The following is a 15,752-nucleotide window of genomic DNA, read 5'->3' as shown; positions in this document are numbered from 1 at the left end:
CGGCGTACTACTTGCGTACTTCTGTGTTCGAGAATTCTCCGCTTGACCAGGCAATTATCGCGGCGACGCGGCTCAATTCGCTTCCGGCGGAGCGGCGCCGCGAGGCGTTCGGGAAGACGCAGGAACGGTGGCTCGAGCTCATCGCCGCGGAGGTCGAGGACCCGGCGATCGCCCGGGCGATCCTGCTCATGGGCGACGGGCTGTATTACAACGCGAGCCTCGGCTCCGACGACTCGACAGCGCGCAACGTCGAGGACCTGCTGGGCGTGGTCGAGAAGCTCAAGAGCGTCAAATAGGGCGAGGGCCCGGCGCAGCTGCGTGCCGCGCCGGGCCCTCGAGTCTTGCTCGCCCTGGCGTTGTGCCTATTCGACGTAGACGATCAGGCCGGTCTTCGTGTCGATGGCGGCCCAGCGCCAGCCGTCGGCTGCCGGATTGCCCGAGGTAAAGGACTTCCAGCGCGAGTTCTGAGTGCCGTCAGCGATGTAGGCGGTGAGTGCGCGGCTCGCGGCCCGGCGGGCGTCGCTATCGCATTCGGCTCCCGAGGGGATCACGGCGTCGAGCTCCTCGCCGTCGACCTCGACGGTCCCGCACTTCTCTGTGTCTGCGGGCAGTGCGCCGGGCTCCGCGGGTATCGCGGGCGTAGAGGTTTCCGCGGCGGTGCTCGCCTCCGATGAACTCGTCTCTTCAGCTGTGACGGCGGACGTTCCGTCCTCTGTGCCCGCAGCATCGCCGGCGCCTTCGGTCGCGCCGGGCGCCGTGGTACCCCCGGACTCCGGCGGTGCCGACGTCGTGACATCGGCACCTGTCGCCGACTCCTTCGGAGCCCTGGTGCTCAGCACTTCTCCGGTTGGCGATTTCGCGGCGGGGGCCTGCGCCGCTATCCGCGATGACGGCTGGGCAGGCTCTGAAAGCGTGGTTGCTCCCTGGAAGTCTTCGAACGGTTTGTCGTTCGTGGGGAAAGTCGTGTTCGTGAGGATATCTAGTGCAGGGGTCGGAGCCGCACGACCCGGCGCGTTCGTCGCTCCACCGGGCTGAACGTCCCGCACGCCGCACTCGGAGCGCGACAGCGAGAAGTAGAACTTCGACGCCGGATTTCGCGCGCCAAAAGTGCCGTCGTAAGTATCGAGATAGAAGCCGATTTCGGCGAGGGCGTAGGGCGGGTTCTGCTGAGTGATCGTCCTGACTAGTGGGCGGTAGCGGACACCTTCGATCACGCCAAGAACTCTGTAGGTGTCGAAGTTGCCGCTGAGCCCGGTGTTCGAAGTTCCGTTGGCGGTCTTCCAAATCGTCGTGTAGTTGCCGTCGTAGTAAGTCGGCCTGCCGTCGTTGACCACTAGTGTCTTGTTCGTGCCAGAGACGTCCACTTGTCCGGAGAGTGAGGTGACGGATGCCGAACTCGTGCCGCATTTGACGCCCGTATGGATGCCGAACGCGTTGACGTACGAGTCACCAGCCCCGCCTCGCTCGTCGATATTGAAACCGAATGAGTTGAGCGTGTGGTCGGCCGCAGACATGTCGCCGGCTCCTGCGCCGCAGCTACCCGACCCCCCAGTGGGAATCGCGACGTAGTTGGGGGCCACGTACGAGCACGACTGCGAGCTCATTGCCACCCGCGGTGCGCTCCCGCTCGCTCCGGGGTAACCGCCGGTTTCCAAGGTGTAGCTTCCGGAACCTTCGGTTTGCACACCATTCGCTCCGGCGGTCCCTCCCTGGACGAGAGACTGGCGGAGTGAGACATCGCTAGACCCGGCGCCGGAGCTCGTGTCGAAATTCTTCGCCTGGCTGCGGTAGGTGGTGTCGTATCCGTGCGTGTGCTGAATCTTCGGCGTGTAGATCCTTGCGGCCTGCACACCTGCCCAGCCGACCGGCCACGCGGCTGGCGCGGTTGCCTGGGCGACCTCGTTGTCGGTCCACGCGGCGGAGGTTTCGTCGACGGAAAGCGCAGTCCCGGCGACTACGGCCGCGGCGAGGCCCATAGCGCCGGCCGCAGCCAGAGCGCGGCGGCCCAGAGTCAGTCGAACACTCATCGGTCGTCCCTCTTTCGGGGCCAGAAGGCCCAGGTCACCAGGAGAGCCATGACGACCGTCGTCACAGCCATGATCTTCGGGTTCTGCGCCTTAGCCACCCACGGGCCGACGCCATCAACGTGCCACAGCACCTTGCGCACCTCGGTGGCGGTATAGGGCAGCGGATCCTCGTCGGCGTTCGCGTCGCCCTTCATTCGGATCGTCATCGCGCCGCTTGCCGTGCCCTGGGCGGGCTCGATGGAAATAACCCGGTGGGTCACGGGCAGCTGGCCTGGACGGTCGATCGTGGTGACGTCGCCGATCTGAATATCCTCGGCGGGCACTTCGCGGACCACGGCGAGCGAACCCGCAGGGATCGTGGGGCTCATCGAGCCGGTCTTGAACATGATGAACGTGATGTTGAACGCGAACGCGCAGACGACCGCGATGATGCACACGATCCCTGCGGCCGCGAGCACCGATAACAGCGCATCGGTGAGTCGGGTGAGCGACGATGGACCGGCGCTCCGCGGCTGATGTGAGTTGCTTGACTCAGTGGTGTTGGTGGCCACATTGAGTTCGTTGTTCTTGCCTCCGACGGGCGCTGCGTACGCGGCGAGGGCGGAGGGGAATCCAGTGATCGTCATCGCCCTACACCGACTCTCCGCTGAAGGTCCACCGCACGGTGGTTGACTGGCCGTTGAGCGCGTCCATCGCGGTGTCGTTGGTTGGCGGCACAAGGAACTCGAAGCACAGCGTGGTCGCCGCACCTGCCTGCCCGGGCACCGGCGCCGCGACGGTTGCGCCGGCGCTGGGAGCGGTGAGCATGGTCGCTGTGGAGCTCGTTGCAGTGCCTACCAGGTATGTCGCGGATCCCTGGAACGATGATGCGTCGCACGCTCCGCTGGGCGAGATGACCGTACGCATTCTTACTTTGTCTGCGATGGAGCCGCTGGCTTGGTTTCCCGTGCTCATCGCCACGGTTCCCGAGAGTGAAGGCGAGCCGGCGGCGACTCGGAGCGAGAACGGCGCGTACGAGGCGCGGCCCGGTACGAGCTGCGAGAGCTGTACGGAAAGCATGGCGATGTTCGACGTGTCGTGGCTAGCCCACTTGCCGGGGAGTGTGTTCGAGTGATCCGTGCTCGACTCGATGGACCATGGGGTCGCGTTGTAAGTAAACGAACCGGCGGCGTACTCGCTGTCGGTGAGAGAGGCCACCGTGTTGGAGAACGGCACGAGAGCGATGGCGCCGGCACCGGCGAGCGCGATGGCGCCCGCGATCTTCCACCGGTGCGGGATTCGGGATCCAGCGTCCACGGGACGTTCCTTTCGAGAAGGGGAGGGAGTGAGCGGGCACGGCTGCGGCGAGGGGGACCGCAGCCGCGCTCGGGTGATGGCGATGAGTCGCCTAGGCGGAAGTGGCCGTCCACTCCCAGACGATGGTGGCGTCGTCGGTGCCGGCCTCCTGGACAGACCCCTGGTTGTCGCTCAGCTTCACCTCGATGCAGGCCTGGACGGTATCGCTGCTGTCGGCGCCGAGGTCTTCGTCTTCGGTGGTGCCTTCCGCGAAGTTTTCCGCGTCGCAGGTGTCGCCGACGGGGATGAACTTGACGTCGCGGGTCAGGAGGGCCTCAAGCGCCGAGTTGGTGTTGCCGGCGGTGGCGGTGCCGTTGGCGACAGTGCCCGCGAGCGAGCCGTCGATGGTCCGGATGAAGTACGGCGCGTAGATGGTGTCGCCCGGGGTCATGTTCGTCGCCGAGGTCGTGAACGAGAGCGTGGCGGCGCCGCCCGAGGAGGCGTGCTCGGCGAATGTGCCGTCCGCGGTGGTCGAGCCTTCGATACCGAAGGAGCCCGTCGAGAACGTGCCGTTGGCGAACTCACCATCGGTGAACGCAGCGAGGGTCGCGGCGGCGCCGATGCCGAGCACGAGGCCGCCGGCGAGGAGCGCCTTGCGCTTACGGTTGCGATCGCGGTTCTGCTGATCGGGAGAGATGGTGTTGTCGCTCATGGAAGCGAGTCCTTTCGAAATGGGCACGAAGCGCCGGTGGGTGGTGTCGTGACTCGCAAACGACCTTGACGCCGCACGATCCAATAGTGCCCCAGAGGCTTAACACTCTGTGAGCAATAGATATTGAATACTAGAAGTGCGCGAATGTAAACACGAAGCTTATTTTCTTATGAAACGTCGAGTTGTGACGTAACTCATTCGTCGCGAGGGCTTGGTTGGCCGTTGGATTCCGATGGGATTTTGACTCGGGTGGAGTCAAAAAATCGCATATACCTGCTATGGAAAAATCGAATGTGGAAACATCGGGCAGCGGAATGTGCCGCAGGGTTGCGTTGACGAGGTTTGGGGTTGTCGCAAAAAGTCATCGGTGCACATATTGTGTGACTCTTGCTTTCCGTGTGTAAGATCCTGATAGCCAAACAGAGAGAATGTTTATCTTCGGTGCGGCGACGCTCGCTGCAACTCCACATCTGTCCTCGTTTTTCGGGGCTGGTCACCCACAGGAGAAGGTTCGTGACAACTCGAGCTACGTCCTCATCGCGGCGCAGGGGCCTCGTTCCGCTGGCAATAGCCACCACCGCGACCCTCGTCCTCGGTGGGCTTTCGACGGCGCGGGCGTCGGAGCCGGAACCTTCGACCAATCCGTACCCGGCACTAGAGTTTTCGATCGACGGGACACAGTGGAGCGCCGAGCCGCAGAGTGCGATCGGGGAGTGGGGATGCGATACCCCCGAATCAGCAGAACCAGATCCCTGTGCGATGGCACCGGGCGACGAGATCTCGAGGACATACCTAGTCCGCAACATCTCCGAGGACGTCGGGCGCTTCTCGACAGGCATTGGTAAGTACGAGGTGTCCGAGAACGGTCTCTTCGACGTGAAGAGCACGATCAGCGCTGCAGGCGAAAGTCATCCGATCGACAATGGAAGCGCCGAGCTCCGCTACGCCGGAGGGGCGAACTATGAAAGCATGCTCGCAGGAGTGGATCTTCGACCCCATGACGTGATCAAAATTGAAGACGTCGTGTCCGTGCCGGAAAGCGCAGGAAACGAGGCGCAGGAGGAAAGCGCGAGCCCGAGGATGTGGATCGACTTCTCGGTCGACGGTGTTGTCGACTCGGATGGCGACGGACTCACGGACGAAGAAGAGGAAAACGAGTACTTCACCGACCCCAAGAACCCGGATACCGACAAAGACGGTATCCCCGACGGTATTGAAGTGTGGACGGGAAGCGACCCGAAGAACGCGAGCGACCCGGCGGCTCTGGCAAAGGGCACGGTTGGCAAGGCCTACGGTCCGGCGCAGCTCGTTACGAGACTCCCCCAAGGCGACTCGATATCCGTCACCGAGAATTCGCTTCCTCCGGGGTTGAGTGTGTCAACCGACGGGCACGTCAGTGGTACACCGAACCGGGCGGGAACCTTTGACGTCCAAATTAAGTACACGCACGGCGGGCAGACCTACGCGTTTACTCGCCAGATCGTCATAGACGCAGCGCCCGCTTCGGGCGGAACCGGCTCTCTCGGCAGCCTCACTGGATGGCTCAGCTCGATCGGCCTTGGCTGGCTTGCGAACCTCATTGACGGAGGTAGCTCGGGCAGTGGATCCACCGGCTCCGGAGGCAACGGCTCGGAATGCAACCCAGCCGCGCAAAGTAATGCAGACGGCTCACTCGGCAGCGGCTCCGTCGACGCCGCCTCCCTCGGAGCGAATGGTTCGTCTTCGAGTTCGGCGTGCGCGGCGGGATCGCTTGGCAGCGCCGGCGGCGGTCTAGGGATTGTGCCACTTCTCGTCGGTGCGATCGCATTGGGCGTCACCGCGTACGTAGTGTTCAACGATCCGAACGTGCAGCAGCGACTGCGAGAAACCGGGCTCGTTCCCTACGTGGGGCAGCCCGCGGCATCGGCGCCGAATTCACAGAATTTCGCTCATTCTGCGGCCGTTGGTTCGGCCGGCCTCGACGCCGAGCAGCGGGCTGTCGGGCTCCGTGGTTCCCTTCCTGCGGCGTGGATTGCCGAGAACACCGAGATGCGCAACGTGTCTAACGAATCGCGTACTCCCGACTACCTGCTCTGGGCAGCCACCGGTCTTGCCGGGCTCGTGAGCCTTGCGTTGCTCGCAGGTCTCGTTCTCGCACGCCGCGCCGAGGGCTCGGAGTAACCTCGCTAGTTCGCGTCGATCGGCAGGTACACGCGGTTACCGGCCTCGGCGAACTCCTCGGATTTCTCGGCCATGCCGGCCTCGATCGCCTCGACCGTGTCGAGCCCATTCTCGGCGGCGTAGTCGCGAATATCCTGCGAGATCCGCATCGAGCAGAACTTCGGCCCGCACATGGAGCAGAAGTGCGCGGTCTTCGCCGGCTCCGCGGGGAGCGTCTCGTCGTGGTATTCGACCGCGGTGTCCGGGTCGAGGGCGAGCGCGAACTGGTCGCGCCAGCGGAACTCGAACCGCGCCGTCGACAACGCATCGTCACGCTCCTGCGCCTTCGGATGGCCCTTGGCGAGGTCCGCCGAATGCGCGGCGATCTTGTAGGTGATCACGCCGGTCTTCACATCGTCCCTGTTCGGCAGGCCGAGATGCTCCTTCGGCGTCACGTAGCAGAGCATCGCCGTGCCTGCCTGTGCGATCATCGCCGCGCCGATCGCCGAGGTGATGTGGTCGTAGCCGGGCGCGATATCGGTGGCAAGCGGCCCGAGCGTGTAGAACGGCGCCTCTTCGCACCACTCCTCCTCGAGACGCACGTTCTCGACGATCTTGTCCATCGGCACGTGGCCTGGCCCCTCGATCATCACCTGCACGCCGTAGGACTTCGCGATGCCGGTGAGCTCGCCGAGCGTGCGCAGCTCCGCGAGCTGCGCCTCGTCGTTCGCATCGGCGATCGAGCCCGGGCGAAGGCCGTCGCCGAGCGAGAACGTCACGTCGTAGTCCCGCAGGATCTCGCACAGCTCGCCGAAGTGGGTGTAGAGGAACGACTCCTGGTGGTGCGCGAGGCACCACGCGGCCATGATCGATCCGCCGCGCGAGACGATCCCCGTGACCCGCTTCGCCGCGAGCGGCACGTACCGCAGCAGCACGCCGGCGTGCACAGTCATATAGTCCACGCCCTGCTCGCACTGCTCGATGATCGTGTCGCGGTACAGCTCCCACGTGAGCTTTACCGGGTCGCCGTTGACCTTTTCCAGCGCCTGATAAATCGGCACCGTGCCGATCGGGACCGGCGAATTTCGCAGGATCCACTCGCGCGTTTCGTGGATGTCCTTGCCCGTCGACAGGTCCATCACGGTGTCCGCGCCCCAGCGGGTCGCCCACACCATCTTTTCCACTTCCTCGGAAATGGAGGAGGTGACCGCCGAGTTGCCGATGTTCGCGTTGATCTTGGTCATGAAAGCCTTGCCGATGACCATCGGCTCGCACTCGGGGTGCTTGTGGTTGGCCGGGATGACGGCGCGGCCGGCGGCCACCTCGGCCCGCACGAACTCGGGCTCGAATCCCTCGCGGGCCGCGATAAACCGGACCTCCGGCGTCACAAATCCCGCACGTGCCCAGGCCAGCTGGGTCGAAGCGCCGCCGGAGGGCAGCGGGTGGGTCCACCCCTCGCGCAGCCGCGGCAACCCGTCGGCGAGATCGTGGCAGTCCGAACCGTCCGCCGCGTAGGCGGTGTAAGGGCCGGAGGTGTCGTAGACGTCGAAAGTGGAGTCGTTGGTCAGCTCGATGCGCCGCCACGGAATGTGCAGCGTTCCGCAGTCGCCGGCGTCCTCACACGGGACGTCGACGAATGCTTTCGACGAGGAATAGATGGGACCGCATGTCACCGCATCAACAGGCGCGGTGTTCTTGGCCTCGCCCGGCTCGCGGGCGCCCGAAAGGGCCTCGGAGGCAGCAGCGGAATCAGCGGTCGCGAATGAATCGCTCATGGTGAGAAAAACTCCCTACGCCGGCATTACCCGGTCAGGTTCTACGGTCGACGGCTACGCTGCCGTCCTCTCAGCCCCGAGCAGAATTACGGGACTCCCGTGTGCGAGAAGATTCCATATTCAGTTGTCACGTTTCACGTCGGTGTGACGTGCGTCGCCGATACTACGCGGTTGTGCGCGCCGGCCGTGTGACAAGCAGATAGAACACGAGAATGCCGAGCACTGCGGCGCAGAGAACGCTGAGCACGATCCCCGCCGTCGTCGGCGCGTAGAGCTCGGACGTCGCCTGCACCCGCAGGATCTCGGTGCCCAGCCCCGACATGAGAACCGCGAAGAACACGTCCACCGCGCTCACCGCGGGGAAGAGGTGGTGGCCGTCGTTCTCGGTGTAGGCGAACGCCCAGGCGATGAGCCCGCACACGAAAATCGCGCCGCACAGCGTGATCACCGCGGGGCCCTTGGCCATCCAGCTCGTCGCGTTCCCGTCCACGTCCGACAAGGTGGCGATGAACTCGGGCAGCTCGTCCCACATCAGGATCGACACGCACACGGGGACCGCCAACGCCGCACCGAGAATCACGGAGATGGCGATGATGGCCTTGGGTGAACTACGCACGACCTCTCCGAAACCTCGAACGTCAACGGAACGAACAACGAGCAACGTCTCATTTAAGTTAACCGTTGTAGCGCGGTTTTCGAAGGAACTTTGGATTATCGGTGTTGCGCAGGCTATCTGTACAGCTCCGCCTGCATCTTCGGCGGCTTTACCAGCATCGCCTCCGCGTGTCGGGAGATGCCCGTGCTCACGGCTCGCAGCCACCCCCCGACAGCATCCCTGGCCTGCGGGGTGTCCGGGTAGCGGCAGCGCATGTGCAGCCCCGTGTCGTTCACCACAAACCACACCATGACGCCGGTCGTGCAGATACGCGCCGAGACATGCTGCGGTTCGAGTTCCGGGTCGATGTCGACGGGTAGCCGCCGGTGATCGAGCCACGACAACGCGAACATCCCCGGGGTGTGGGGCATCCCTCCCCACGGGCGGAGAAGCGGCTCGAGTGGATGAGTGCCGAGCGCGACGGCCTCCGAGATGCGCCGACCGCATTCCCGCGGATCGCCGGAGTCGCAGTCGAGGACGGAGTTGGTGATGAACCAGCCGACCGAATCGTGCCACGTGTCGCCGGTGCGGGAGTGGACGGGGAACACCGCGCGCAGTCCGTCGGCGCCGCGCTCCTGCAGTGTTGTGGTCATCTCGGCAACGGCGAGCGCGATCATCCGCGTACCGGCCGAGCGCGCGTGCGCCGCACATCGTTCCACCCCTTCGGTGTCGAGAACGTGGTGGACCTCGACGACCTCCTCCCTCGGGGCCGAAATATCCCCGAGCGGTAGCGGGAACACCGGCATCTCGCCGCTGCCCGCGGACATGATCTCCTCCCACCTGCGCCGCACGCTATCCGGGGCAGGCGGCCGGGCGGCGAGCTCCGCGGTGTGCCGGGCGAACGCGGGCGCCTGTGGGAGGTTCGAGCCCGGGGAAGGCGCGCCGTTCACGACATCGGCGAGGCACGCGGTGAAGTCCCGGACCACGATAAGAAGGGACCACGCGTCTACGTGGGCGTGGTCGAAGCCGATGACGACGGTCGGGCGCGAATCTCCGCCGCGGCCGCCTTCCGGTTCGACGACGCACAGCTCGTATGACGGCGCGGCGAAGGGATCGCAGGCGCGGTCGAACTCCCGGCGCAGTACCTCGCGGGGATCCTCGTCCGGCGCCGCCTGCGGTGTGGTCCACGCACCCCGGCGCACCTCTACGGATGTCAAGGTGGGAGGTCCGGCGTCATGGGTGGGGGTTTCCGTGGCGGGAGAGAACACGGTGTTGAGGGTGCCGTGGCGCGCGATGACGGCATGCCATGCACGCGCCAGGTCCTCGCGCGCCGCAGGGTGAGTCGGGCGGAAGGCGACCGCGATCCAGGACCCCGGGCGCGAGCCGAGCGAGACGTGCCGTTCCTGGTCGAACGACACGGGAACCTGTGCGTCCGGAACCGGCCGGACCTGCACCGAATAGCGGTGCACAGTGCCGGCGGCGAGATCCATGCGCGCTATGGTGGTAAGCCTCATTCCCTGAAATCTAGGGGAGCATAGTTACAGCAGGGGTCCCCGAATATGACGGACAAGAAAATTCGGCTGCCCGGAACCGATGCCCGGCTCGCCTACGACCTGCGCGGATCGGCCGGTGGGCCGGCGGTCGTGCAGCTCCACGGTCTCACTTCTTCACGGGCGCGCGACCGTGCTTTCGGGCTCGACCTCGGTTCGGCACTGGACGGCGCGCGGGTGCTGCGCTTCGATGCCCGCGGGCACGGCGAATCCACGGGCACCCGCGAGCCGGCCGACTACACGTGGGCTGCGCTCGCCGAGGACCTGTTTACCGTGCTCGACGAAGTGTTTCCGGGCGAGCGCGTGCACGGGATCGGCCAGTCGATGGGCACGGCGACGCTGCTCACCGCAGCGACGATGGACCAGGCGCGCTTCGCCTCTCTGACCCTAGGCATCCCGCCGACGATCTGGGACACGCGCGCGGCGCAGTCGGAGAACTACCTGCAGAACGCGGACTTCGTCGAGCGTTTTGGGCGCGAGGCCTTCAGGGAGAGCGAGCGCGGCGCGCCGCAGCCGCCCGCGGTGGACCCTGATCGCCCCTTCGTGCTGCCAGACGTGCGCGACGAATGGCTTCCGTCGGCGTTTCGTGGAGCCGCGGCCACCGACCTGCCCCCAGCCGATGACGTCGCGCAGCTGAACATTCCCGCCCTGCTTCTCGCGTGGATCGACGACCCCGCGCACCCGGAGTCCTCCGCCCGCGCGCTGCGCCGGGTACTGCCGGACACCGAGTTCGAGGTGGCCTCCACCCCCGCAGAGGTGAGCGCGTGGCCAGCGAGGATAGCCGAATTTATCGGGAGCGCTCCCCGGGCGTAACGGGCGTGGGTACCATACCGGAAACGTTGCTATCCCCGGGAGGCACCATGAGCGGCACTGCTTCGCTGACGCTGGTCGACAACACCGACAAGGCGCGCTTCGAACTGTGGGATAGCGACACGATGCTCGGCCTCATCGGCTACGAGATCGAACCGTCGAGCATGTCGGGGCCGAAGGTCTACCGACTCATGCACACCGTCGTCGAGATGAACTTCGGCCGCCAGGGGATCGCGCGGCTGCTCGTGACGATGGTGCTCACCCGGTTGCGCTTCGACGGTGCCCAGATTGCTCCCGTGTGCAGCTACGTGCAGCGCTACCTCGGCCGCTTCCCCGAATACAAGCCGCTCGTCGCACGCGGCCGTTAGTTCCTTGTAATGGGCCCACGGGGTGGGTCTGTCGATTGCCGATGCGTCGCGGGGCTCTCGAGATGTTGGTCCGACGCCGGACCTTGTGCCGAACATCACGGTTACATTTCGATTAAAAGTACACAGCCCTCTACATTTGTTACTTCCGCAGTTATGTCGACCGCGTCGGTAGTCCACATAAATAAGGACAACCTTTACTTTTGTGGAGTTCGCTCTCCGTTCACTCGGGGAATCTTGTGCGCTGTCGTGTGCTCGGTAGTGTCCGTTGGCGTCGTGAAGCGGCCGCCCCGCATCCACGTTTGGCGTAAGAAGCATGCCCCCTCATTCGTATGTTCTGCCGGGTGTCTCTGGCGGTCGAGTTCGCGCAAACGGGCCTTCCCCCAAGGTCCTTCGCACTCGATCGAAAGGTCCCTCGTGGTCATCCTCCTGGTAATAGCCGCCGTGTTCCTCATTGGCGTTCTATCTACCACCGCGCTGCATTTCCGGAGCCACCGTGCGCGGCTCCGCGACCTGGAAACAATCGTTCACGTCAACGGGATCCGCGGAAAATCCACAGTGACCAGGCTGATTCACGGCGCCCTTCACGAATCGGGTCGTACGACCGTCGCGAAGACCACCGGCACCTACGCGTGCGTGCTCGCCCCGGATAAGAGCGAGCACCCGATCATGCGCCGTTATGCGCCGAACATCCTCGAGCAGTTCTCGATCTTCGGTAGGTGGATCAACAAGTCCGTCAACGCGATGGTCGTCGAGTGCATGGCCGTGCGCCCCGAATACCAGAAGTTCTGCCAGGACAAGATCGTCCGCGCGGACATCGTCGTGATCACCAACGTGCGCATCGACCACACTGAGGAGATGGGCGAGACCCTCGAGGAAATCGCCAAGTCGCTGTGCTCGACGATGCCGCGCGGCGGCGTCGTCGTCACCGGCGAACACAACCCGGACGTGCTCGAGGTGATGCGTGCCGAGTGCGAGAAGGCGAACACCAGGCTCGTCGTCGCCGACACCGATCAGGTGAGCGACGAGCACGTCGGCTCCTACCGCTACCTGCAGTTCAAGGAGAACGTCGCGGTCGGGCTGGAGATCTGCGAGCTCCTCGGCATCGACACCGACACCGCGCTGCGCGGCATGCTCGCCGCCGAGCCGGATCCGGGCATGGTCACCGTCGACACGATTCCCATCGACGGAAAGCGCGTCCACTGGGTTCCGGCCTTCGCCGTCAACGACAAGGAATCGACGATCTCCGTGCTCGACGAGGTCGACAACATGCTGCCCGACGGTTGCCCCAAGATCGGGCTCCTCAACAACCGTAGTGACCGTGGTACTCGCGCCGAGCTCTTCGCCGAGATCGTGTGCGAGGACGTCGATCATCACTTCGAAAAGCTCGCTCTGCTCGGCGATCTAGAGCGGCCCGTCGCCGAGAAGATCGTCGGAAATGGCTGGGAGGACGAGGACGTTCTGCGCCTCGGTGCCGCGACCAATCCGAGCCGCGCCGAGCTGCTCGATTCCCTGGTGCACGCGGTTCCCGGTGACGATGTCGCGATCGTCGGCATGGTCAACATCCACTCCGCGCAGGCCGAGATGCTCATCGAGTACTTCGAGAACGCCGAGAAGGTGCCGTTCGAGAACACCGGCCGCGAGCCGGAGGGGCCGGACGAGCAGCTCATCCAGGCCAAGCTCGATCGCGAGCTTCTCGAGGAATACGAGCACGAGTTCGCCGAGTTCGGCGTCGACGTGCACGACGAAGACGACATGGCGGCGCTCGGTATCACCACGCCCGCCCCGAAGACCGAGTTCATCAAGTTCGAGGCGGCGCTCAAGGTGCTCGCCCGGCGCCAGAAGGTAAAGGCGGGTCAGAATTAATGGAAAGCCTTGTAGGTGACGTCGCGGATTACTACCTCGCCGTCGCGTTCTTTATCGGTGTCGTCGCCTCGTACGCGTTCCACCGGTTCACCTTTATCTCCCTCGGCGGGCTGATCTCGGTCGGATACCTGGCCGGCGCGCTTGTTCAGCCGCTCAACGTGATCGCCACAATCGTGCTGTCACTGGTGAGCTATTGGCTGCTCTACAATCTCGTGCTGCGCTTCTTCGTGTTGTCCTCGCGGCGCGCGTTCGAGCTCGGCGTGCTCATGGGCATGGTGCTCGGGCTCCTGTACGAGGTCGTCGTTTCGCAGTTCCTGTTCGAGCGCGGTTTCGATTGGGGCACGATGACCATCGTCGGGTTCATGGTTCCCGGCCTCATCGCCCACGAATTCAAGCGCCAGGGAGTCATGCGGACGCTGGTGCCGCTCGTCGCGATCGTGGCAAGCGTGGGAGCGCTCGCGCTCGGCATCACACTCGCATCGAAGGCGCTGCTCGGGGCCGAGGCCCTGTCGATGGACGCGCTGGCGGGCACCGAAGAGCTCGACTTCAATCGCATCGCGCTCGCCATGTTCGTGTCGGTGGTCGTCGCGGCGCTGCTCTCGGACTACCTCGGACTGCTCTCGGGTGGGTACGTCACGGCGGCGATCCTCGTGCTGACGATCTCGGGCTGGATTCCCGCGCTCGTGATTCTCGGAGCGGTTGCGGTGACATACGGATTCGTCACCCTCGCGTGCCACTACCTGCCGGTATTCGGTAAACAACGGCTCACGCTCGGCATCCTTATATCGGGCATCGTGACGATGGCCGCGCAGATGATCGTGCTCCAGCAGACGGGGCAGGCGGTGTTCACCGGCTTCGTCGTGGTCGCACTCGTGCTGCCCGCGCTGATCGCCAACGACGTGATCCGCGTCGGTGTGTGGCGCACCGGGCTCGGCATGGCGACGACCGGCGCTGCGGTCGCGGGCGCCCTCGCACTCGCGGGGTAGCGCTAGATCCCCGCGTCGGTACCGGGCAGCGGGTCGGTGGCGGCGCTCGGTTTAGGCGACGGTTCCGGCTCGGCTGACGGGGCCGCCGTATCGCTCGGGGCCGGTTCATAGGACGTCACGGGCGTAGCGGGCTGCGACGGAGCAGGAGTCGAGGCCCGCTCGCGGCTAGGTGCCGAACTACGGGATGGCCTTTTCTGATTCTGGCAATAGGACGGATCGGGCACCTGATGATCCGTTCGCGGGCAGCGGTAGGGATTCTTGCGGAGCACCTCCCTGCGAAGCTCTTCGCACTCGGGGTAGGGCCCTGAGGAGCCGTCAGCGAAAAACGCCGTGCCGGTCCAATTCCCGCCGCCAAAGATGCACTCGACGAACTTCTTGCCCTCGCCGTTCTCCTCGGAGCCGGCGGCGGGGGCTGCAGACTCCGCGGCGGACGAACTCGATTTCGCGGCCGCGGGCTTCGCGGATGTCGACGTGACCGTGCTGATCACCGTCGTCAACTCTGCATCCTGCTCGCCGCCCGAAGACGAGCACGCCGCCAGTAGAAACAGTGCGGCCACCGCCGCAACGCACCTCACCAGAATTGCCATGGCCGGCTCTTGCCTTTCCCCTGCGCCCCGCCACTCGGAGCGTGAATGAAAGGAACTTTATAACGCCGGCCCGACAGTTCCCAGGGGGTAGGGGAGTGGGACCCCCGCCGGTGCTCGCTGGCACTGCACCGACGCGGCGCTAACCCCCGCGAACCTCGCCCTCACGGCGCGGATCGGCGCCTCCGACGAGCACGCCATCGTGCCGCAGGATCGTTGCGGTGCCACTTGGCATCGTGGACTCCTTCGGATCGGGTCCGGGCCCGTCCAGCGCGTTGACCAGATCGTCCCCGGTGGATCCGTCCGTGGAGCCCCAACCCTTCTCGACGACCGACTCGGAGCGCGAAATCGCGCCGAAGTTGCGCAGGTCGGCGGCGGACTGTGGATCCATGCCCCAGTCGAGCATCGCGACGAGATTCTTGACGACGTACGAGGTGATCTCCGAGCCGCCGGGCGAGCCGGTGGCGAGGAACGGCTTGCCGATCGAGCCGTCCTCGCGTGCGGAGAACACCATCGTCGGCGCCATCGCGGTGCGCGGACGCTTGCCGCCCGCGAGCGCATTGGCCACGGGCTCGCCGTTCTTTTCCGGCTCGGTGGCGAAGTTCTCGAGGTGGTTGTTGAGGAAGAAGCCGCCGGCCATGTGGAACGAGCCGAAGTTCGACTGCAGGGAGGTCGTCATCGACGCCATGTTGCCGTCGCCGTCGACGATGGAGATGTGCGAGGTGCCCTCCTCCTTCTTGTCATCGGTCGTCGCCGGCTCCTTTCCGGGCTCGGCCGAATCCATCGACTCCTCGGGGTCGAGGAGCGCGGCGCGCTGTGAGAGGTAGCCCGGGTCGAGGAGCGAAAACGTTTCGCCCTCGGGCGGCTCTACGAAAGTAGGGTCGGCCGAGTAGGCGCTGCGGTCGGCAAGCGCGAGCCGCTCGGCCTCGCTGATGAGGTGGGCCGATTCTGGCGCAGGGTCTCCGCCGTCATCGGAGGGGGTTTCCGGGGCGGGGAGCTCGACGTTCTGCAGCGTCCCGAGCGCAGAGAGCACGGCGGTGCCGCCGGATTCCGGGGCGTCGGGGGCGC

General features: G+C 65.2%; 14 protein-coding genes, 1 pseudogene and 1 riboswitch. Of the genes and pseudogenes, 6 read left to right on the top strand and 9 right to left on the bottom strand.

The genetic code is table 11. The annotated features are described in order from the left end of the window. Positions 1-296, top strand: a pseudogene (locus K8V11_RS09360) (TetR/AcrR family transcriptional regulator); the annotation flags it as partial. A gap of 66 nt (positions 297-362) precedes the next feature. On the opposite strand, the gene K8V11_RS09355 reads toward K8V11_RS09360, so the two are convergent. From K8V11_RS09355 to K8V11_RS09340, 4 genes are all read right to left on the bottom strand, one after another. Next, a complete protein-coding gene (locus tag K8V11_RS09355) occupies positions 363-2,027 on the bottom strand; it encodes a hypothetical protein (RefSeq protein WP_303913153.1) in 1,665 nt (554 codons plus the stop codon). Further along, complete coding sequence (locus K8V11_RS09350) at positions 2,024-2,653, bottom strand: signal peptidase I (RefSeq protein ID WP_303913150.1); 630 nt, start codon at positions 2,651-2,653, stop codon at positions 2,024-2,026. The genes K8V11_RS09355 and K8V11_RS09350 overlap by 4 nt, the downstream gene beginning before the upstream one ends. 4 nt (positions 2,654-2,657) lie before the next feature. Continuing rightward, positions 2,658-3,323 (bottom strand): hypothetical protein, encoded by a 666-nt coding sequence (locus K8V11_RS09345; protein WP_303913148.1) that lies wholly within the window; start codon positions 3,321-3,323, stop codon positions 2,658-2,660. A gap of 91 nt (positions 3,324-3,414) precedes the next feature. After that, entirely contained in the window at positions 3,415-4,014 is a 600-nt protein-coding gene (locus K8V11_RS09340; protein ID WP_303913146.1) for a SipW-dependent-type signal peptide-containing protein, read from the bottom strand. A 513-nt stretch (positions 4,015-4,527) separates the two neighbouring features. Here K8V11_RS09340 and K8V11_RS09335 point away from each other — a divergent pair. Beyond that, positions 4,528-6,174 carry a putative Ig domain-containing protein gene (locus tag K8V11_RS09335; protein WP_303913143.1) on the top strand — a complete coding sequence of 549 codons (1,647 nt, stop codon included), beginning with the start codon at positions 4,528-4,530 and terminating at the stop codon, positions 6,172-6,174. 5 nt (positions 6,175-6,179) lie between these two features. Here the strand turns inward: K8V11_RS09335 and thiC are convergent, their stop codons facing one another. The 3 genes from thiC to K8V11_RS09320 form a co-directional block, all read right to left on the bottom strand. Then, positions 6,180-7,928, bottom strand: coding sequence for a phosphomethylpyrimidine synthase ThiC (gene thiC, locus K8V11_RS09330; RefSeq protein ID WP_303913140.1), 1,749 nt, complete (start codon positions 7,926-7,928; stop codon positions 6,180-6,182). After that, a riboswitch (TPP riboswitch) is annotated at positions 7,924-8,039 on the bottom strand. Its footprint overlaps the gene before it by 5 nt. Positions 8,040-8,091: 52 nt before the next feature. Then, the gene (locus K8V11_RS09325; RefSeq protein WP_303913137.1) at positions 8,092-8,544 is read right to left on the bottom strand and encodes a hypothetical protein; all 453 of its coding nucleotides are present in this window, start codon (positions 8,542-8,544) and stop codon (positions 8,092-8,094) included. A 113-nt stretch (positions 8,545-8,657) separates the two neighbouring features. Beyond that, positions 8,658-10,037 carry a hypothetical protein gene (locus K8V11_RS09320; RefSeq protein WP_303913134.1) on the bottom strand — a complete coding sequence of 460 codons (1,380 nt, stop codon included), beginning with the start codon at positions 10,035-10,037 and terminating at the stop codon, positions 8,658-8,660. 45 nt (positions 10,038-10,082) lie between these two features. On the opposite strand from K8V11_RS09320, the gene K8V11_RS09315 reads away from it, so the two are divergent. The 4 genes from K8V11_RS09315 to K8V11_RS09300 all read left to right on the top strand — a co-directional run bounded on the left by K8V11_RS09315 (position 10,083) and on the right by K8V11_RS09300 (position 14,100). Beyond that, on the top strand, positions 10,083-10,886 hold the full coding sequence (locus K8V11_RS09315) for an alpha/beta fold hydrolase (protein ID WP_303913131.1): 804 nt from the start codon (positions 10,083-10,085) through the stop codon (positions 10,884-10,886). Between the two features lie 47 nt (positions 10,887-10,933). Next, positions 10,934-11,251: a GNAT family N-acetyltransferase gene (locus tag K8V11_RS09310; protein WP_303913127.1), complete on the top strand. Its 318-nt coding sequence runs from the start codon at positions 10,934-10,936 to the stop codon at positions 11,249-11,251. 414 nt (positions 11,252-11,665) lie between these two features. After that, positions 11,666-13,114 (top strand): poly-gamma-glutamate synthase PgsB, encoded by a 1,449-nt coding sequence (pgsB, locus tag K8V11_RS09305; RefSeq protein ID WP_303913124.1) that lies wholly within the window; start codon positions 11,666-11,668, stop codon positions 13,112-13,114. After that, positions 13,114-14,100: a poly-gamma-glutamate biosynthesis protein PgsC/CapC gene (locus K8V11_RS09300; RefSeq protein ID WP_303913122.1), complete on the top strand. Its 987-nt coding sequence runs from the start codon at positions 13,114-13,116 to the stop codon at positions 14,098-14,100. Before pgsB ends, K8V11_RS09300 begins: the two co-directional genes overlap by 1 nt. A gap of 2 nt (positions 14,101-14,102) precedes the next feature. On the opposite strand, the gene K8V11_RS09295 is transcribed toward K8V11_RS09300, so the two are convergent. Next, a complete protein-coding gene (locus K8V11_RS09295; protein ID WP_303913119.1) occupies positions 14,103-14,657 on the bottom strand; it encodes a hypothetical protein in 555 nt (184 codons plus the stop codon). Positions 14,658-14,826: 169 nt separating this feature from the next. Then, a partial coding sequence (locus tag K8V11_RS09290; protein ID WP_303913118.1) for a gamma-glutamyltransferase occupies positions 14,827-15,752 on the bottom strand: 926 nt, incomplete at its 5' end.

Source organism: Dietzia timorensis, assembly GCF_020742175.1.
Taxonomy (GTDB): domain Bacteria; phylum Actinomycetota; class Actinomycetes; order Mycobacteriales; family Mycobacteriaceae; genus Dietzia; species Dietzia timorensis_A.
Note: the sequence above shows the minus strand (reverse complement) of the source record. Positions and strands in the feature narration are given on the sequence as shown.